The 19,966-nt window shown below is 42.2% G+C and carries 18 protein-coding genes and 1 pseudogene; 14 read left to right on the top strand and 5 right to left on the bottom strand.

From position 1 onward, the window contains the following. Window positions 1-472: 472 nt before the first annotated feature. A complete protein-coding gene (locus L4D20_RS21020; protein WP_428803548.1) occupies window positions 473-1,117 on the top strand; it encodes a TetR/AcrR family transcriptional regulator in 645 nt (214 codons plus the stop codon). A gap of 29 nt (window positions 1,118-1,146) precedes the next feature. Continuing rightward, window positions 1,147-2,109, top strand: coding sequence for an alpha/beta fold hydrolase (locus L4D20_RS21015; protein ID WP_428803547.1), 963 nt, complete (start codon window positions 1,147-1,149; stop codon window positions 2,107-2,109). Window positions 2,110-2,282: 173 nt separating this feature from the next. On the opposite strand, the gene L4D20_RS21010 is transcribed toward L4D20_RS21015, so the two are convergent. Then, complete coding sequence (locus tag L4D20_RS21010) at window positions 2,283-2,702, bottom strand: hypothetical protein (protein ID WP_428803546.1); 420 nt, start codon at window positions 2,700-2,702, stop codon at window positions 2,283-2,285. Window positions 2,703-2,944: 242 nt separating this feature from the next. Here L4D20_RS21010 and L4D20_RS21005 point away from each other — a divergent pair, with 242 nt between their 5' ends. The 8 genes and pseudogenes from L4D20_RS21005 to L4D20_RS20970 all read left to right on the top strand — a co-directional run bounded on the left by L4D20_RS21005 (window position 2,945) and on the right by L4D20_RS20970 (window position 11,737). Next, entirely contained in the window at window positions 2,945-3,952 is a 1,008-nt protein-coding gene (locus L4D20_RS21005; RefSeq protein ID WP_428803545.1) for an AraC family transcriptional regulator, read from the top strand. A gap of 351 nt (window positions 3,953-4,303) precedes the next feature. Beyond that, window positions 4,304-5,959, top strand: a complete 1,656-nt coding sequence (locus tag L4D20_RS21000; protein ID WP_428803544.1) for an ElyC/SanA/YdcF family protein — start codon at window positions 4,304-4,306, stop codon at window positions 5,957-5,959. A gap of 302 nt (window positions 5,960-6,261) precedes the next feature. Continuing rightward, window positions 6,262-6,378 (top strand): annotated as a pseudogene (locus L4D20_RS20995) (putative quorum-sensing-regulated virulence factor); the annotation flags it as partial. A 253-nt stretch (window positions 6,379-6,631) separates the two neighbouring features. Continuing rightward, window positions 6,632-7,054 (top strand): hypothetical protein, encoded by a 423-nt coding sequence (locus L4D20_RS20990; RefSeq protein WP_428803543.1) that lies wholly within the window; start codon window positions 6,632-6,634, stop codon window positions 7,052-7,054. Between the two features lie 166 nt (window positions 7,055-7,220). Next, on the top strand, window positions 7,221-9,020 hold the full coding sequence (secD, locus tag L4D20_RS20985; RefSeq protein ID WP_428803542.1) for a protein translocase subunit SecD: 1,800 nt from the start codon (window positions 7,221-7,223) through the stop codon (window positions 9,018-9,020). Window positions 9,021-9,022: 2 nt separating this feature from the next. Beyond that, window positions 9,023-9,925 carry a protein translocase subunit SecF gene (gene secF, locus L4D20_RS20980; RefSeq protein ID WP_428803541.1) on the top strand — a complete coding sequence of 301 codons (903 nt, stop codon included), beginning with the start codon at window positions 9,023-9,025 and terminating at the stop codon, window positions 9,923-9,925. After that, complete coding sequence (locus L4D20_RS20975) at window positions 9,922-11,013, top strand: calcium:cation antiporter (protein WP_428803540.1); 1,092 nt, start codon at window positions 9,922-9,924, stop codon at window positions 11,011-11,013. The genes secF and L4D20_RS20975 overlap by 4 nt, the downstream gene beginning before the upstream one ends. 73 nt (window positions 11,014-11,086) lie before the next feature. Continuing rightward, window positions 11,087-11,737, top strand: coding sequence for a DedA family protein (locus tag L4D20_RS20970; protein WP_428803539.1), 651 nt, complete (start codon window positions 11,087-11,089; stop codon window positions 11,735-11,737). 59 nt (window positions 11,738-11,796) lie between these two features. Here L4D20_RS20970 and L4D20_RS20965 read toward each other — a convergent pair whose 3' ends face one another. From L4D20_RS20965 to L4D20_RS20950, 4 genes are all read right to left on the bottom strand, one after another. Further along, window positions 11,797-12,675 carry a putative adhesin gene (locus tag L4D20_RS20965; protein ID WP_428803538.1) on the bottom strand — a complete coding sequence of 293 codons (879 nt, stop codon included), beginning with the start codon at window positions 12,673-12,675 and terminating at the stop codon, window positions 11,797-11,799. Window positions 12,676-12,822: 147 nt separating this feature from the next. Further along, on the bottom strand, window positions 12,823-13,656 hold the full coding sequence (locus tag L4D20_RS20960; protein ID WP_428803537.1) for a LysR family transcriptional regulator: 834 nt from the start codon (window positions 13,654-13,656) through the stop codon (window positions 12,823-12,825). A 158-nt stretch (window positions 13,657-13,814) separates the two neighbouring features. Next, entirely contained in the window at window positions 13,815-14,093 is a 279-nt protein-coding gene (locus L4D20_RS20955) for a hypothetical protein (protein ID WP_428803536.1), read from the bottom strand. A 31-nt stretch (window positions 14,094-14,124) separates the two neighbouring features. Beyond that, complete coding sequence (locus L4D20_RS20950; RefSeq protein ID WP_428803535.1) at window positions 14,125-16,053, bottom strand: alkyl sulfatase dimerization domain-containing protein; 1,929 nt, start codon at window positions 16,051-16,053, stop codon at window positions 14,125-14,127. A gap of 253 nt (window positions 16,054-16,306) precedes the next feature. Here L4D20_RS20950 and L4D20_RS20945 point away from each other — a divergent pair, with 253 nt between their 5' ends. From L4D20_RS20945 to rbsC, 4 genes are all read left to right on the top strand, one after another. Next, window positions 16,307-16,699, top strand: coding sequence for a ribosome recycling factor family protein (locus L4D20_RS20945; protein WP_428803534.1), 393 nt, complete (start codon window positions 16,307-16,309; stop codon window positions 16,697-16,699). A gap of 258 nt (window positions 16,700-16,957) precedes the next feature. Beyond that, the gene (gene rbsD, locus L4D20_RS20940; RefSeq protein ID WP_428803533.1) at window positions 16,958-17,377 is read left to right on the top strand and encodes a D-ribose pyranase; all 420 of its coding nucleotides are present in this window, start codon (window positions 16,958-16,960) and stop codon (window positions 17,375-17,377) included. Window positions 17,378-17,436: 59 nt separating this feature from the next. Next, window positions 17,437-18,942: a ribose ABC transporter ATP-binding protein RbsA gene (gene rbsA, locus L4D20_RS20935; RefSeq protein ID WP_428803532.1), complete on the top strand. Its 1,506-nt coding sequence runs from the start codon at window positions 17,437-17,439 to the stop codon at window positions 18,940-18,942. After that, on the top strand, window positions 18,939-19,943 hold the full coding sequence (gene rbsC, locus L4D20_RS20930; RefSeq protein ID WP_428803531.1) for a ribose ABC transporter permease: 1,005 nt from the start codon (window positions 18,939-18,941) through the stop codon (window positions 19,941-19,943). The genes rbsA and rbsC overlap by 4 nt, the downstream gene beginning before the upstream one ends. Window positions 19,944-19,966 lie beyond the last annotated feature (23 nt).

Here is a 19,966-nt window from a genome sequence, read left to right as displayed (position 1 = left end):
CTGTCATATATACGTATGTTTCTGGTTCAATTATTTTTGGTTTATTACTTAAAAGGTTTTTCTTAAAGAGTGACCGAGATGAGTCAAGCAGAGCGTAGTTTTAAGTAATAAATACCATCTGTTCTCAATTACTGAATATCAGGAATTTGCCTTAGTTAATTTCAGGATATCAATTCTACCGTTCAATTTTACTAAATCACTTCTGCCCCTTTATGAGTTTCACCACGTGTTGTGCGACTGAAGGCAAGCCAATTTTTCCCTATCTTTTCTCATGATTATGACGACGCCATACAGAACAAATAGGCTGTTCTAACAAACGTAGCGAGTCACTCAGGTATCAGAAGTTTGTATTCTATAAAGCTAAAACCTCCGTTTCATAATTGCATTTGACACCACAGGAAAACTTATAGTTGACTATAAGTTTTCCTGTGGTAGATTTAAATTATAGTCAACTCTAACTTTGAGGGCAAAAATGTCTAAACGTGAAATTAGTATGGCCAAAAGCAAACTGAAAGTACTTACTGCACTACTTGATGAAATGAAAGAAGAGGACTTTGAGGTGATAAAAATTAGCAGTTTGTGTGAGAGCGCAGCTGTTTCACAAGCTAGTTTTTACAATTACTTTCCTCAAAAAACAGACATCCTCGTTTATTACATCCAACTTTGGGCAGTTGAAATGTATTGGCGAACAAGTGTTGAAAAGAAATTACATGGACTAAATGCGATAAGACATTTGTTTAACCAAACAGCTGGTTTATGTGTCTCTCACTCGAATTTATTAACCGAAATTATATCGTTGCAAGTAAAGACCAAAAAAATCGTCAATAAGAATCCGTTGACCGCCGCTGACAAGCTAGTGTCTTTCCCTAACTTATGCGGTATTGAATCGGTCGTAGTACAAGATTTAAAAGATATCCTTTCAATCTATGTAAAGCAGGCAACAGATAACCAGGAGTTACCCAAATCAAGCAATGTTACTACATTGATTACATCTCTCTCGGCGATATTTTTTACCGTTCCTATTCTGTTTAATCAGTGCTCAGAGGAAGCCATTAAAGAGGCGTTCGATAACCAACTCAATCTATTTATGTATGGTGCTGCTAGTCACGGCGCTTAATCCGTTAAAAGAAATGGAAAAACTTGATAATGAAGAATAGAATTCTCAATATACCCCTGATAGCAAGTTTATTTGGCTGTGTCTCTATGCCGAGTACCGTTGAACATGACTCTAGCCTTTCTTTTACCGAAGTTAATGGTTATAAATTTCACACCGTCGATCAAGGAAGCGAACATAACTCGGTGGTTATCGTCGTACACGGTGGTCCCGGTGGCGATCATCAATATCTAAAAACGCTAACACCTCTATCGGATAGTCACCATGTTATCTTCTATGACCAAAGAGGGGCGGGGTTATCACCAAGAGTAGACAAGGCTCAATTAACCATTGAACAGAATCTTGATGACCTTGATTCCATTGTTGACCACTTTGCACATGATAAAAAAGTTATTCTTATAGGGCATTCTTGGGGCGGAATGCTAGTTACTGGGTATCTGTCAAAACATCCCGAAAAAGTCTCTCATGCCGTAGTTGTAGAACCTGGTATGCTCTATCCTGATTCGGCTGAAGTGTTTATTAAGAAGATGAAATCTTCGCGATCGTTTTTTGATGCCCTAGCTCTTGTGAGACACAGCTTTGTTTACCCATTCATACAGAAAACCGATGGGCATGAGGGCTTCGATTATGTCATGACGAAGCTATTAAATCGCGGCGAACCAGGGGCTCCGTACCAATGTGAAAACGAGTCTATGTCAGCGGATGCGTTTAAACGAGCTGGGTATGACGCATTCAATAATATGCTTAGCCCAATTATGAGTAATCCTGAGTTATTTGCTCATGATTTGACGGATGGGATCGATACATACGAGGGTAATATAATGCTGGTAAGTAGCGAGTGTAGTTACTTCGGTTATGAGTTCCAAAAAAACTATCATTTACCCAAGCTACCAACTCAAACACAGCATGTACAAGCGAAAGGAATGGGGCATAACATGCTAACTTTAAACCCTGATTGGAGCTTAAAGATTATTCGTGGATTTTTGCAGGAATAACATTGGTAATCTGCAGCCCCGACACTCAACACTAAATTAAGCGACTTTCCATACCTTTATCTATTAATATTTACTAATTTAATAAAGTCGCTAGCAAGCTTCTGTCCAAATCAGTGCCAGCACACTTACTCCTGACACGAAGGCAACCACGTTAACTATTTCATTGTTTTCGATTAAGCTATAGTGAGTACTGGTTTATAAAACACTTTTTCTACCGCTTTTTCCATACCTAAGATTAGGAAGATAAGGCCAAAGAAAACAACCACCCCGTTAATGTAACCTTCCATTACTACCGTGCTTCCAAAAAACGCGGCGATGATGCCCATTGTGACAAATTTACCGCCAACCAATGAGATGTAAGAGGTTATACCTCGGCCAATTTTATGGATTTTCGCCGAACCTCTTTCCTGCCACTTACTTGCTGTGAAGGCTTCTAACCAAATAAAGAAACTCAAACACGCTTGCATTAGAATACCAACAAGAATTGCAACTTGAACGCTGCTCACTGTGAACCAAGACCAAAAGTGGTTTGCCGTAAATACAGCAGTGATACCAATAACTGATTTAGCAATAAATGGGATATTTGATTTCATAGTGTCTCTCTTAGTTAGATAAACTGGGATGACTGAAGTCTGCGTTTTGTGCTCCTCAGCGAATGAAAATGATTCTACGGATTCGCCAAACTAGCACTTGCCATTTTACGCCACCTAAGGATGATAAGTGCTTCGTAAAAACTTAAGATCTGCTGTCGGGTAACTGTGGTAAAGTGAAGCGCTGCGTAGACGAAAGTGCATGAATGTGAAGTGTAAGGGATAACCACAAAGGAGCTTTTTAAGTGGACTCACAAGACTTTAAGATCCCGGTGATTCAGACGAACTACGCCAAAATCTTGGTACAAGTGTGTACTGACTTTGGGTTGGACTTGCATAAGCTCCTAGAGGAGTCAGGGCTGCCTGCTGACTTGATGCAGTCAGATAGTGAGTTCATTCCCTCCGATTCGATCAAACGACTTATTTTTCTCTGTTCTACGCAGTTGGGTGTGAGTAGCTTTGTCGACATTTTGAAATTGGCAATCGGGCAAAGAATACTTCCTGTCATCCTTCATCAATTTGCTCAGTATTCGACGATTGGCGATGCACTCAATGACATAGAGCGTATTTTTCGCATCGATACCCCAAGCAGTAACGTATTCATCGTTAAAGAATATGGGCAGACTTGGTTTGGTGTTAATTCTATCGGAAAAGACAGCCCTCATTACCAATGGTCTGAGGCTTTTGCGATCGTCTACATTACGCAGTTAATGACCGCATTACTCAATAAAGATTGGCTACCGGATTCGGTTAAAATCCAAAGTAGTGAGGCCGACATCGTTAAACAGGTCATCCCGAAAAACTGTTGTTTGTTTGTTGAATATGACTTTACCGCCGTTAGAATCCCCAATGAATTGTTCAGTCACCCTATCTCATTAAGCTCTGCCGCTTTAAGTGATAAACCCTCTTTGGTTGAATGGCATACCAGTTTTACAGACAATGTTTTTGAGGTATTGAAGCCCTACGTGAGAGAGCGTGACTTATCGATTGAATACGCGGCTGAGCTACTGGGGTACTCAGTACGTACGTTACAAAGAAAACTGACTCATGAAAAAACCTCTTTTCGAAAAATTAGAGATAACTTAGTGTTTTCGGTCGCCTGTGAGTTGATTGAAGAACTGCATTCTCTTACCTATGTTGCGAGCCAACTGGGATACTCTGATTTAGCGCATTTCTCTCGTGCTTTTAAACGAGTTTCAGGGCTTACTCCAAATATTTATAAGGCGACGGTAACGACGCCGATTGACGATTGAAAAATGAATGGTTAAAAAAGATCTGACTTTATTTGGTTAGTGCATAAGTTTTATATTTAATGTGATCTATCTCATTTTATTAAATAGTAGGGAATTCATAATTTATTTTCTATCAAGTGGTTACTTGTATCAATGGTACGTTGGTTTAGATAAAGGTTTTATATGTTTACCCATGCGTTTATTTCAGTTTTATATTATTTGTTGAACTCAATATATTAATAGTTATGTAATGGAAATGTCCGAGATTTTAATATTTGCAAGGGCATCACAATAAGTGTGGCACTTTATATACGGCATCATTATCTGGTGTTAGTTTCTGCTGAAATTAATCAACAGAGATAAGGTTGTACTGTGAATAAAAATGTAATCGCAATATCTTTATTTGGATCGCTTGCTATCGGTGGCGCAGCCAATGCTGTCGAGAATGAGTTTTCTTCTGGTCAACAAAATCGCCCGATTGATCTCGTTATTAACCTTGGTTTACAAGTGAACTATGCGTCATGTACGCCTCGTGAATTAATGGAATATCGAGTTGATCGTGTTCACGAAGTCGCTCAATCACTACCTAACCCAGTTATTATGGCGACGGGTAAAGGTAACCCTACCTCTGTTGAAACATGTGTAGAACAAGGTGGCCTTACTGAAGCTGCTGCTATTCAACTTATCTTAAAAGAAAAATACGGCTGGCCTGAAGAAGAGGTCATTTTAGAAGAGATTTCGACAACAACGTATCAGAACGCCGAACAGGCCATTAAAATTGTGGATGAAATGATAGAAGAGGGAACTCGTATTCGCTCAATGCATCTCGTTTCGAGTCATTATCATATTTATCGTGGCAACATTGATGGAAGCGATGGTTCTGCAATCCGCGATTTTAACCACTTCTTTGGTGAGGGTACGTTTGATCACGATAACAGCTACACATCAAGTGCATTCGCAGGTGATGCTATGTGGGGAGACTCATTTGTGGCTGGTGAATGGACGCCAGCGAATAGCCAAGTCTACCTAGCCGATGTTAACGGTAATGGTCGCGCTGATATCGTTGGCTTCAAAGGAAGTGAAGTCTATGTTGCGGAATCGAAGAATAATCGATTCCAAAAGAAAAAGATTTGGGCTTCTAATTACACGCCTAACCACGCACAAGGCTGGAACGAAGAGATGACTCGTCTTGTGGGAGACGTTAATGGTAATGGCAAATCTGAGCTCATTGCACTAACGACTGACGGTGTGTATGTTTCTGAATCAAAGGGCAATAAATTTGGCGAGATGCTTCTGTGGGGGGATGACTTCTCAACAGATAACGGCTGGAACGCTTCTATTCATGACTTCATAGCAGTTGATGTCAACGGCAACGGCCTGACAGACCTAGCGGCGTTCGGTGATGATGGACTCTACGTTGCTTTTTCTGATGGTGAACAGTTTGCACCTGTGGTTAAAGTGAGTGAAAACTTTGGTTTAGATTCCGTGATTGAAAATGATGGTTCAAACCGTATTTTCCGTGGTGAGTTAGAGATGACCAATCGACTACTGGCTGACGTGAATGGCGACGGGCAAGCGGATGTGGTTGTTTACGGAAGAAGTGGTATTTACGCATCGCTTCAAAATGAAGATGGAACGTTTGAACAGCAAGTAAGCTGGCTTGATAACGATCATGGTGAAGGCGATAGATTGGACTTCCTTGGCTGGCAAAATAGCCGTTATTTGAAGACGGCGATTGATATGACGGGTAACGGTCGTGCCGATCTTGCTAACGTTGGAAATCGAGACTTACTGGTTGCTCACTCTAACGGTGATCGATTTGAATACTTGGGTGGTGTAACTGCAGTTTATACGCTTGATGGTCGAATCCCTGAGATTGCTGAACAATGGAATAACTTTGCTTACCAAGCAGGTTGGACAAGTGAGAGTCACTTCCGATTGCTAGGAGATGTGACGGGCAATGGTCTGCCAGATCTCGTGGGCTTCAATGATGAAGGTATTGTTGTAAGTTTGAATGAGAACAGATAACAATATCTAACGATCTAAAGACAAAACTCCGTTAGGACAGGTATATCCTTATAAAAAGGCTCTAAGAATTAATTCTTAGAGCCTTTTTCTCATTTTGATCATATCAATCAGACAGCTTTAACGTGTAGTGGATAAGGGGATTTGGCCAACTACATCTAGGCTTGCCGCATGGTTGCAATACTAGAAGTAATTCGAAAAGTAAAATGCTCCTTAGAGCGTAACTCGGGGTTGTCCAAAGGTGAGTTATAAGAATTAGACGCATGTGAAATCCACACCTTATCTCCAGAGGGAATTTGTTAGATTTATGGAACGATAAGAAGGGTTTCCCACCCGGAGAGTTAGGTGAGCTTCTAAATCAATGTCTCGCTTTGCAGATCGAAGGATTGGATAGTGTCGTGAAGCCATTGCAATGGATGTGATACTCGTCGACTTTGTGCAGAAGATTTATTCAGACATTTTTTCAATAGTGATATTTAACGATACAACCCCCCCCCCCCCTTTTATTAAGGTTTGTTTACACTTTCGTTGAATGTTGCCATTTCTATTTTTCTCGCTCTTGATATGATAGACGCGTGTTAGATTCATGTAGGCTATAAATATTTGCTTAAACGTGGTTTTCAATTATTCATTCTGTTTTCTCTATCGCTATGTTCCTATGTAGTGGCGGCGGGAGTGAACCCTGAATTAATGTCCACGGAAATTAATAGCATTGATCACGCACTAGTCCAAAACCAAGCAGTCATTGTTGAACAGGTAGAAGAGCACAGAAGTAACTCAACTAATGAAACGGCAACCATTGAGGTTGAAGACTTTCATGATGATGGATTTACGACCTTTCATAACGACGTACCGTATTTTTTATCGGCGACTCGTCGGATACTGAGTGCGGACAATTGTGTTGGGTTTGATATCGAACCTGAATACTTCCTTTTAGTCGCATTCTCTCCGCCTCTTCTGCTTGAGATAGCAAAGCAGCAAGTAGCTACCCCTGAGAAGTCCTTACATTGGACAAGTCATATCACAACCAAATCACGCCTATCTGGCTGGAAAGAGAGCAATACTATTTACTCTCAGTTCAATTCCCAATTCTCATAATACTTATTCTCATTATTAGGCAAAACCGTTTATACAGTTAATGTATGGTTTGTTGCCTATAGTATTGTTTAAGCAATGTGTGCCATCGTGCCTTGAGGTTCTAGAACACCCTTAGGTGTTTCATATATTGCGAAGACTTTATCAATAAACCTATTGAGAAATAGAGTTGTATATGAAAAAAACAAGTAATCCCCAAATTATTAATCGCTATTCTGGTTGGAAATATGTCGTTTTAGCCGTCAGCATAATCGTGATGACTCTCAGCGCTCTACCGTCATGGTACGGCGAAAATGCCGCGCTTCATGTAAGTAGCAGAAACCTGCAAGATTTTGATGCCACCGTAATTGCCAACAAGCTGAATAATGCTGATATCGACATTCTAAATATCGATCAACAGGGCGATCGCATGATCGTTGTTCTAAAAAATAAAGAGCAGCAGAGTCGAGCTAGAGATCAGGTCAACAACCTTGTAGGAGAGGATGCTACCGTTGCGCTAGCTATGGAGCCAGCAGCACCATCTTGGATGACAGATCTAGGGTTTGAACCTATTCAGTTAGGGTTAGATCTTCGTGGTGGTGTTCAGTTTCTTCTTGAAGTTGATATGGAGCCCGTCTATCAAGCTCACCGACAAACCTTAATCGATGATGTTCGAGCTGAAGTTCGTTCTAGTCGCGGTCGCCAGCACAATGACCAAGTTGTCTTAACATTACGCAGTGACCAAGATGTACAAACGGTGCGACAGCTCATTAATAGCAGCTACCCTAGTTGGAGTATTAACCGCTCAGAAAGAACAATAACGGTAACTCAATCCAACGATGAAAGGGCGACGCTTCGTAATTTAACGGTGCAGCAAAACTTACAAATCATGCGTAGCCGAATTGAACAACTTGGTATTACCGAAGCATTAGTCCAGCGCCAAGGTGAAAACCGAATTCGTATTGAGCTTCCAGGCGTGCAAGACCCCGCAGCAGCGAAGGATGTTATCGGGGCAACGGCCTCACTAGCTTTTCACTCGGTACCCAATACGGCAACTTCAAATGGTTTACGACTGTTAGATAATGATGGTAATCAGGTATTAGTTGGCCGACGTGCCATCTTAGGTGGTGAACATATTATTGATGCTCGTGCAGGCGTTGGCGAGATGGGAGCCGCTGAAGTGAATATCTCACTGGATTCTGCTGGCGGTAGGAAAATGTCTCAATTCTCACGCGCCAATATAGGTAACCCAATGGCGACGGTGTACAGCGAATACAGCCGGAATGCGAGTGGGCAAAGCCAGCAAGTTAGCAATGTTATTAGTGTTGCGACCATTCAATCTCAGCTTGGAAATCGATTTAGGATTACAGGCGCAGGGAACATGCAAGATGCTCAAGAGCTTGCTTTGTTGCTTCGAGCTGGCTCGTTGACTGCACCTGTCACTATCATTGAAGAACGTACTATTGGTCCGACATTAGGGGCGGAAAATGTAAAAAATGGGTTTTCAGCGCTTGCTTTAGGACTAGGTTTAACACTGACGTTTATTGCGCTTTGGTATCGTAAATTAGGTTGGGTGGCGAATACAGCTCTAGTCACAAACCTAGTTATTCTAGTGGGGCTCATTGCGCTACTTCCTGGGGCAGTTTTAACTCTCCCCGGTATCGCGGGGCTTGTATTAACGGTCGGTATGGCGGTTGATACCAATGTTCTTATTTTCGAACGAATTAAAGACAAAATGAGAGAGGGACGCAATTTTGCTCAGTCCATTGACAGAGGATTTGATTCTGCGTTTGCCTCTATTCTAGATGCGAACTTAACCACAATGATTGTTGCCCTTGCTCTTTATTCGATAGGTAATGGACCGATTCAAGGTTTTGCCCTCACATTAGGCTTAGGACTACTGACCAGTATGTTCACCGGAATTTTCGCTTCTAGAGCGTTGATTAATTTAATTTGGGGACGCGATAAGCGTCGCAATGTAAGGGTATAGCCATGAACCATTCTCATACATTACTTACGCGTATTCGAGTTTACATGTCAGCAATTTCAATATTGTTGTTCAGTATTTCTGTTCTATTTATTGGGTTTAAAGGTTTTAACTGGGGGTTAGATTTTACCGGAGGAGTTGTTGCCGAGGTTGTTGTAGATAAAGAACTATCAGCATCAACGATCAATGAGCATTTAAATGAAGCGTTAGATCAAGATGTTCAGTTAGTGAGCGCAGGTGAAGTGGGTCGATGGAGTGTTCGTTACACTCAGATTGAAGAGAACACAGCGCCAATTCAAACCGTTTTTGGTTCTATTAGTGATAGCGTTCAAGTACTAAATAGCAGTGTTGTTGGCCCTCAAGTAGGACAAGATATGGTTGAGCAGGGTGGGCTGGCCATCATTGCTTGTTTCGTTCTGACCATGCTGTATTTAAGTTATCGATTTGAATGGCGCTTAGCGCTTGGTGCTTTGGCGGCTCTGATCTATGACGTTATTATCGTATTGGGTCTATTTGCTATGCTTCAGTTAGAGTTTAATTTAACCGTTTTAGCAGCCGTACTAGCGGTATTAGGCTACTCATTAAATGACTCCATTATTATTGCGGATAGAGCAAGAGAGCTACTGAGAGGCAATCCAAACGGGCAGACAAGTCATCTTATAAATGATGCGGTGAAAGCAACCCTATCTCGTACTTTAGTCACGTCTGGCACTACGTTTGTCACGGTTTCCTGCTTATGGCTATTAGGCGGAGCTTCATTAGAAGGATTTGCAATAGCGCTTTGTGTGGGCATTGTAAGTGGTACTTGGTCGTCCATTTCTATTGGTGTGACCTTACCTCAACTCTTAAAGCTTAGTCCGTCACATTATCAGCCCAAAGTACCAACTGAAGAGGATGAGCGTCCATGAGTACATTTTTTAAAAATGAATTTGTGTTGTTTTTAGGTTTAATCACCGTCGTTGTTTTTAAGCTCGGTGGAAATGACATATTGGCGTCGGATATCGGCTCACCGCTTGGGATTCTAGCAACCATTACGATTTTTATTGTAGTGATGAGTGCCATATTCTCGGTGGTTAGGCATTCAGATGCGTTAGCGATTAAGCTTGGTGATCCTTATGGCACATTGATTCTTACTTTAGCGGTGATCTCGTTAGAAGTCGTAATGATCTCCTCTGTCATGATCACGGGGGAATCCAATCCAGTACTGGCCAGAGATACGATGTTTGCAGTCGTGATGACGGTGTTTAACGGCTTGGTTGGTATAACGTTACTCATTGGCGGTATGAAGTACCACACGCAAAAATACAATGTTGATGGCCTGCAGTCCTACTTGGTGGCGATCATTCCGCTGTCATTGTTGTGTTTAGTGCTGCCGAGTTTCACTAGCTCAAATGATGTGGGGGCTATGTCAGCTTCTTTGACTTGGACGCTAGTGTTGGCATCAATCGGCCTGTATTCAGTATTCTTGTTTATTCAAACCAAAAGTCATACACACTTTTTTATGGATGAAGATCACCACGATGAACATGAATTTCATGGTCCGTTAGGCAGTAACCTGTATCACTCATTAATGTTGATTGGCTATTTACTCGTGGTCATATTGCTAGCGAAAAGCCTCGCAATTCCTATCAACAGTACTATCTCTATGTGGGGCGCACCGCCGGCGTTAGGAGGCTTAATTGTTGCTTGCTTAATTCTTGCACCAGAAGCAGTAGGTGCAGCAAAAGCTTCTTTAAACAATCAGTTACAGCGAGCGATGAACCTCTTCTTTGGTTCTGTTTTGGCAACCATCGCACTGACAGTTCCTGCGGTTCTGATGATCTCTCATATGATCAATGAACCTGTCCATTTAGGGTTGGAACCGCCAGAGATGATATTGCTGGGTATGACGCTACTAATGGCGGGCGTTAGTTTTAATCGAGGTAGTACGAACTCATTAAATGGTGCGACACATCTCATCCTATTCATTGCCTACGTAATCTTGATGTTTGATTAATTTGATTACCTGATCCATGCACGGAGGAGAAATTCTCTGTGCAGACCATTTTTCTAATAAGGATCCATTTACAATGCAAGAAATGTTAGTCGCCATTTGGCATCAAGATTTTGATACGCTTCAACAAATCAGTACGTTGAAATGGTTTTTAATCGTATTGGCTTTGATTCTATTTATTGAATCGAGTTTTGTGTTTTTGCCATTTCCTGGCGACAGCTTAGTGCTATTTGTTGGTGGGATGATAGGGCTCAGTGTTTTTGGTTTTTATCCCTCGTTAGCGCTATTGTGCCTAGCGGCCTCTTTTGGAAGTATGTGTGCTTATTTTCAAGGGCGATTTTTGCACAAGACTAAGTTTGTAGGGTTTCTAGAACGAATCTTACCAGAAGACTCGTTACCCAAAGCGAAGTCACTGCTTGATGATTATGGCTTCTTATCGCTGTTTATTTCTCGATTCATTCCCTTTGTACGTGTATTGACTCCAATGTTGATGGGCGTGTCTAAGCTGAGTGCGTGGCGCACATTACTGATCAGTATCTCCAGCTCAATGATCTGGTGTTTGGTGTTATTGGTGATAGGTAAAATGGTGATGGTCAACCCATTGATGAGTGAGTATCAGGCGTTGCTTACCAAGAGTACGTTAGCCATGAGTTTGATACTGATGATCATTGCGGTCATTGGGATCATTTATAGGGTGATTAAGTCTCGACAAGAAAGCGTGAGCTGAATATGTTTGATGTAGCATGGCTAGACAGTATTACTAACCATGCTATTTCGAAGTGATGATTAAATCGCAAGACCACTTTTAAGCAGCATATTCTTGATTGCTTTGATATTCATTGGCTTATCAATACATGCATTGTTTAATTGCGCTTTGGGTTTCGGTTTGGGCAAGGCGTTAGGCTTGGATTTTTTCTTAGTGAAATTGACCTCGAAGTTAGCGTCTAGCTGCTTCTTCTTTAACCTTATTACGTCAGCTGTCGTCATAAAGCCGCCATCACTTTCTGCAAAGTTTAAGATTGGTTCGACTTTATGAACTCGATTCAGTGAGAGTGCTTGGCAACACACCCAGTGGATTTCTATGTGGTCGAAATTCTTAATAAATGTACGGAAAACATCATCTAATTCGCTAAAGATATCACTCAGTGTTCTATGGCTGTGACCTGTAGGGCAACTAATCAGTGCGGAGGCATCTCTATCATTGTTCTTATCTCGATAGAGAATAATGGTGTCGCCTTTATTGATGTGCCCTGGCTTGTACTCTTCCGCCACTAAATCTTGAGAATCAGGCGCTTTTCTTGTTGTAACATTGGCACATTCTGCAGGCTCATTCTTTGGGCGAATCGATTTATAATAAAGTGGTGTTGGCTCTGCCGCACTCGCTGAGTTTTTCTTTTTTCGATACCACTCGAACGCGTTTAAATCTGCTTTTCTTTCAGCTGGCGTTATTGGTGACCACGTATAGTTAGGTACCAAAGCGTATTCAGGGCGAATAACCTCTGGTGGCTTTTTCCAATCGCCAGCCAAAATATATCTTGCATCACACGAGAGTAATGTCTTACCAAAACCTATAGGTCTAACAAAAGTACAGTTTTTAGGTACTTTTACGTAGCCATCGTTGGGCTGCCAAGCGCCATGGCCGTTTATATAAAGTCGTAGAGTCAATGTTCATCCTTAATCATTGTTTATACGAGTGTTATCGATTACTTACTGATTGGTCAGTAGTGAAAGCGTAGCGCCAGATTAATCATTTTGATAATAAAACTGGCAAACTTTGCGAGTGAAAGATGGGTAATGAGAGGTGAAGCTGCTCTAAATAGGTTTTTTTAACTGTGCCATGATCTTTTCACGCATCATTGTATGCTGATTATCATGAAGGTTTCGTTTGTGATAGATCATACTAAAAGGCGTCATGTTTAATGCCATTGGCGGAGTCAGCAGCTGTAAGCCCAGCTTTTTAGCAAGGATACTCGATGCTCGTTCCGTGGTGATCGCCAGCCCGTCAGAGTTAGAGGACATAATCAGTTGGCTCATTGGTGAACTAGCAGAGTATAAAACTTGTCTCGGCTGAGGGTTGTCTGCCAATAAAGTGAAGATATCGACGCCCAGTCTTTTTGCGATGACTGTGACGTGCTTTTCTTGGTAGTACTGCTGTTCAGTAATACTTCCCTGAATTCTAGGATGATCGCTTGCAGCAACGATCACTACTCGATCATCAATGGGTTCAGAAATAAACGCGGGATCGTTGATAGGGCAGAGATCAATGGCTAACTCTGCTTTTTGACTTCTGAGATCATCAAAAATTTGAGTTTGAGATACCGGGCACTCGATTAACTGTATATCAGGGATATCAAGTAGCGTGTACACGTAGTGTTCTTGAGAATAGATAGTGAATGTTTCGGGCTGATAAAATGCATCGTCTATAGAATCAAAAGGCTCGCTTAAGCGATGGGCTAATTGTGTGGCGTAACTGGTTGGCTGAACGCCTCTGCCTTGGCGGACAAAGAGCGCTTTATCTAATTGCTGCTCTAAGCGCTTAATAGACTGTGAAATAGCCGGTTGTGACACATCAAGCTCAGCCGCAGCTTTGGTGTAGCTACAGGTTCGGAACACGACTAAGAAAGGTTTGATTAAGTTGTAATCCATTGTTGCCCAATAAATAGAGACCGTAATTAGATACTACACGTAATTGATTCAATTACTAAATTGGATGATAAACGGTTTGCTAGCCACGCTGAAGACAAAGCCAGTAACTGCGTTACTGGCTTTATTCATAAGGCGTTAATGTACTGAAGCTCGATACACTACTTTAAACGCTTAGGCATTGGATGACAGGCTTCAAGTGTTCCGTGGTAATGACAGAACTCACCTGATTCATTAATCCAAGAAGCGCTGTAATCGGTTATTGAAGCTAGCTTCAAATCATCAAATGAGTAATCGTACACATTCACCTCTGGCGCTGAGTTCAAAGCTAGAAGGAAAGCATCCGCGTTAACCTCTGGGATATGAATGATACCGTCAGCATCACATGCTAGAACCGTCATTGACATACTTGCTAATAAAGCCATAAGAAAACGTTTCATACTCTCCTCCTAGGGTGAGACCTTGAATAAGTTAGCGAGTGACTAGGATAGGCTCGTTAGTTGGCTTGTCGAGAGAGCCGAAGAACGTTGGTACCGTCGCTGCATCACCGTCAACGGTAATCAGACCCGCTTGAGCAGATTCTACGAAATCAACTTGACCAAGCAACACACCAATGAACAGTTCACGAGATATATTCACCGTTGCTTTAGCATCACCAGAGAAGTCTTCGTGGAACTGAGCAACACCGCGACGCACTTCTAGAGCATGCTGTGTCTCTCCAAAATTGAACGCAATAGTGTAGTGATCGTTTGCCGTACGTTCAGCACTTAGGTTGAAGCGCATCGCACCAACAAGCTGACCTTCACTGTAGGTTTCGAATAGGTCAGGAGCAGACATTGGGAACTTCAATGAGCGATCAATAGTACCATCAAGTTCAACAGCTGCAGTCAAGTACCAGTTACGCCAGTTATTGTTTGTTTCAGCATAGGCAAGCTCGCGCATCATCTCTGCTTTGAAGTCTCTAGGGCCCATATCTTCTGTGTCAACACGAATAGCGTGAGTCGCTAGTTCAGCAGCCCACTGATAATCACCAGACTTTGCTGCGTCCATTGCGAATTCCATCATATTATCAACGCCGCCGACCATCTCTACATAACGTACAGAGGCTTCAGAAGAGTGAATAGGGTTAAGCGTTGTTGGGTCACCATCAAACCAACCAAGCTCACCTGTGAATACTTGTTTAGCAGCGTGACGAATTGAACCATAGAAGTCACCAAGGAACGGGTGCCCTTCTAAGTGAGCAGGTAGAGTGATATCACGGATGAGATCTTCACCGGTAGAGCCGTTGTTGATTGCCTTGATGGATTGGTCGTAGGTGAATTGAATCGCATCACGGTAAGCCGTTAGCGTATCTTCTACGTGTGCAGCACCGTTGATTGGGCGGTTGTGAGCACCTAGGTAGATGTCAGCGTCAAAGCCACGCAGAACGTCGATACCTGGGTACCAGTTTTGTGGGTCGCGGTAGCGAGTACCACGGATTGTGTGCAGGTTAGGGAAGGATTCACCTTGAACCACTTCTGCACCCCATAAAATGTTCTCTTCTGGGAAATAAGCAACAATCTCATCCGCTGATTCTGAAGGAATGTGAGCGACGTGCATTTTCACACCAGAGATTTCAATATCGAGTGTACCCCAGTGACCTTCTACTTCTGTGTTTGGGCGGATAAGAGTAAGTTCTTTAACTAAGAAGTCAGGCCCTAAACCACCATTAATACGACCTGTCTCTTCAGCTTGAATAAGCGTACCAAGAGAGTAGTCAACACGGAAACCGATGGCTGGACCAAGACCGCCCATGGTGTTGTTGATGACGTTCTTCATGAAAGTATCATGAACGATGATCTTCACATCGTCTGAGATGTTATCTAAACCGCGTACACCACCGAAGTGATCCATATGCCAGTGTGAGTAAACAATGCCCGTTACTGGCTTATCAATACCGGTCTCTGCGCGGAAGACTTCGATAGCATCACGCATTTTGTCCGCAGACTCCATTGGATCAAGAACGATAATGCCGTCGTCACCTTCTACAATAACCGGTGTCGTTAGACCGTAGCCCCACAGTTGGTACATGTTGTCACCAATTGTGTAGATACCTTTCTCAAACTTCTCTGAGTGCGCATTAAGATCAGGGTGAATAAAGTTAGAGCCTAGTGCGACTACTGCATCGTTACCTCCCGTTGCTTTGAAGGAGATACGACCGTCATCTTCCCCGTGCCAAAAGTGATCAGCTTTGCTGTCTTCACCTAGATAGTAAGAGTGAGAAAGGTGGGGAATGGTAACTTCAGCGTTAGCGAAACGATCGACTTGGCTGTTATCAAGTGCAGATGTAGACGTTGATGCAAAAGCAATAGGAGCCAGTAGTGTAGAAGCAATGACCGTACTAATAAGTGATACTTTCATAATGACCTCAGTCAGTAATAATGTAGATAAGAGCTAAATCCTTCAAACTATTTATATACGCTAATTCCATTAACGCGATGAGGTCATTATTCGTATCTTTGTATGCTTAATAAACAGGGTGGAGCTTTCATCTTTCATAAGCATTGCTTATGTTTTAGAGGTGTACCGATGGAGTAAAAAAACAAAAAGGTGTTTGAATTAGTCAGAGCTGATACTGTGATAGCAGACAACCCCAGTATTTATTAATGCCTCAATGACCGAAAAAACAGCTCGTATTCAATTGCCTTCTCTAATTCATCGAATAGGAGGAGAGAACGTTAAATACGCAAAAAGCATCGCCTTAAAATTTGACTGTGAATTAAAGCGGATTCGTCGATCCCGAAATTGGAGTGTGACTGGTCTACCGTCTTCACTGGAACGTTTGTGTCAGATGCTAAAGAACAATGATAGTGAGTCTTTTTTATATCTAACTAAGAAGGTGGAAGAGACATTGCCAAATTTAATCGTGGTAGAAGAAACATTAGAGGCGAAATTACTCAGGTTAATTACGGAAAGTCCGAATGTTACTTTGGCAGAGTTAATGCAACAAACCAATTGCTCCATTTCACAAGCAAGACGAGCAAGATTTTCGGCTGACATACTCTAATTGCATCAATACTGATAGATTCATCAGTGACAGTTGTCACTATTTTTCATTTCATTCCGCCAGATTCAAAGATCAAAATCACACATTGATTTTCTTGCCTATGCAAATTTAAATCAGTTAACTATTATTCATCGAAACGTATCGATGGTAATTTTTGTTTCGATATCGATACGTTTCGATGAGAGACTTGAACAAGAAAAATTGATTCAAGTTATCACTCATTTTAATTTTGATGTTACCGACTGTTAAGGTCCAATAATGAAAAAAAGTACGCTCATAAACGCCGATCTTTCTTACCTAGTCGCGACACTAGGTCATACGGATGAAATTACGATATGCGATGCAGGTTTACCTATTCCCGATGAAGTAACGCGAATTGATTTGGCTTTGACTCATGGCGTACCAAGCTTTCTAGAAACGGTCAGCGTGCTTTTATCTGAATCTCAAATTGAGGGCGTTGTTATTGCTGAAGAGTTTGTGACTGTGAGCCCTGAGCTTCACAGTCAATTACTACAAGAATTAAAAGCAGACGAAGAGCGTACAGGTAAGTCGATTAACATTGATTACGTGTCTCACGAAGAATTTAAAGTGCGCACCCATGATAGCCGAGCGATTGTACGTACAGGCGAATGCACGCCTTATGCGAACGTGATCTTTCAAGCTGGCGTTACTTTTTAATACCTATGTTGTTGGGTATACGAATTTTAGCATTTCCGATTTTTAATTGAGGACATGATATGACTCAAGCAATTTTACAATTGAATGCGATGGAAAAAGCGTTTCCGGGTGTGAAAGCACTCGATAAAGCTAGCCTCAATGTTTATCCCGGCCGTGTTATGGCGCTAATGGGAGAAAACGGTGCAGGCAAATCAACCTTGATGAAAGTGTTGACCGGTATCTACTCGTTAGATGCGGGTGATATTTACTACCAAGGAAAGGCCACAGCATTTAAAGGCCCGAGAGATTCACAGCAAGCGGGTATTAGCATTATTCACCAAGAGCTAAATCTCATTCCAGAGCTGACGATTGCTGAAAATATATTCCTTGGTCGTGAGTTTACAAGTCCGTTAGGTCGCATCCAATGGCAGAAGATGTATCAAGAGGCAGACAAGCTTCTTGCAAGGCTCAATGTTAAACACAGCTCGAGCAAACTCCTTGGCGATTTGAGTCTTGGTGAACAGCAGATGGTTGAAATTGCCAAAGCGCTCTCATTTGAATCTAAAGTCATCATCATGGATGAGCCAACTGATGCTCTAACCGATACCGAAACGGAATCGCTATTTAAGGTGATTAATGAGCTTCGCGATCAAGGTTGTGGTGTTGTTTATATTTCTCATCGACTGAAAGAGATTTTTGAAATTTGTGATGACATTACCGTGTTGCGTGACGGTAAATTTATTGGCGAATGTACGGTTGCTGAAACCAATGAAGACGACCTTATCGAGATGATGGTAGGACGCAAGCTTGAAGACCAATATCCGCGTGTTGATGTTCAACATGGTGATGTATGCCTTGAAGTTTCTGGGCTTACAGGATCAGGCGTTCATGATGTGAGTTTTACACTTCAGCGTGGCGAAATTCTGGGTGTTTCTGGGCTTATGGGCGCAGGTCGCACCGAGTTAATGAAAGTCATTTTTGGCGCACTACCGAGTGAGCGTGGCGTCATTAATCTCGATAACAAAACGATTAATCCAGTTAGCCCGCAAGATGCGCTAGCCAATGGTATTGCTTACATCTCTGAAGACCGCAAAGGGGATGGCTTAGTGCTCGGATTGTCGGTGAAAGAAAATATGTCTCTTTGTGCCCTCGATAAGCTAACTAAAAGTGGTCGAATTCAGCATAAAGACGAAGTTATTGCTGTCGAAGATTTTATTCGATTATTCAACATCAAAACCCCGACTTATGATCAAATTATTGGCAACCTTTCCGGTGGTAATCAACAGAAGGTTGCGATTGCTAAAGGGCTGATGACCAGACCAAAAGTTCTCATTCTTGATGAGCCAACTCGCGGTGTTGATGTCGGTGCTAAAAAAGAAATTTACCAGCTGATTAACAAGTTTAAATCTGAAGGCATGAGCATCATTTTAGTCTCATCAGAAATGCCGGAAGTCTTGGGAATGAGTGACCGCATCATGGTGATGCACGAAGGACGTATCAGTGGCGAGTTTGATGTCAAAGATGCAGACCAGGAAAAACTACTCGCCTGTGCGGTAGGTAAAAAGATGAATGAGGAAGCAGCATGAGTGCTAATGCAACCAACAAGGCAGCAAACGCTATGACTAAAACAGCGCAAGAAAATGGCAAAAAACTATTTACTAAAGAGTGGTTGATTGAACAAAAATCATTGATCGCATTACTGTTTCTAATCGTTGTTGTCTCTTTCTTAAATCCGAACTTCTTTACCGTAGATAACGTTCTTAACATTCTCCGCCAAACATCTGTTAATGCCATCATCGCGGTGGGTATGACGCTGGTCATCCTAACTGCTGGTATCGACTTAAGTGTTGGTTCAGTTTTAGCTTTATGTGGTGCGTTTGCAGCAACAATGATTGGAATGGAAATTCCCGTCATGATCGCTGTTCCTACTTCGCTTTTAGCTGGTGCGGCTTTAGGTGCGATTAGCGGAATTATTATCGCAAAAGGCAAAGTTCAAGCCTTTATCGCGACACTGGTTACCATGACGTTACTGCGCGGCGTGACCATGGTTTATACCGATGGGCGTCCGATCTCTACAGGCTTTACTGATACAGCCGATGTCTTCGCTTGGTTTGGTACAGGCTACGCGTTGGGTATTCCAGTTCCTGTATGGTTGATGGTTTTTGTATTTGCAGCGGTTTGGTACCTACTAAACCACACCCGTTTTGGCCGTTATATTTACGCCGTTGGTGGCAATGAATCAGCAGCGCGTCTTTCTGGTATCAATGTCGATAGAGTTAAAATTGGTGTTTACGCCATTTGCGGCATGCTAGCAGCTGTTGCGGGAATCATTATTACGTCCCGTCTTTCATCTGCGCAGCCTACTGCAGGTATGGGTTACGAGCTAGATGCCATTGCGGCCGTCGTGCTAGGTGGCACGAGCCTGATGGGCGGCAAAGGTCGCATTATGGGGACATTGATCGGTGCTTTGATCATCGGCTTCCTAAACAATGCGCTGAACTTACTAGATGTTTCTTCTTACTACCAGATGATTGCAAAAGCAGTGGTGATTTTGCTGGCCGTACTGGTGGACAACAAAAACAAGTAACGACGTTACTTCTAAGCAATACG

This window comes from Vibrio kyushuensis, from assembly GCF_050337325.1.
Classification (GTDB): domain Bacteria; phylum Pseudomonadota; class Gammaproteobacteria; order Enterobacterales; family Vibrionaceae; genus Vibrio; species Vibrio kyushuensis.
Note: the sequence above shows the minus strand (reverse complement) of the source record. Positions and strands in the feature narration are given on the sequence as shown.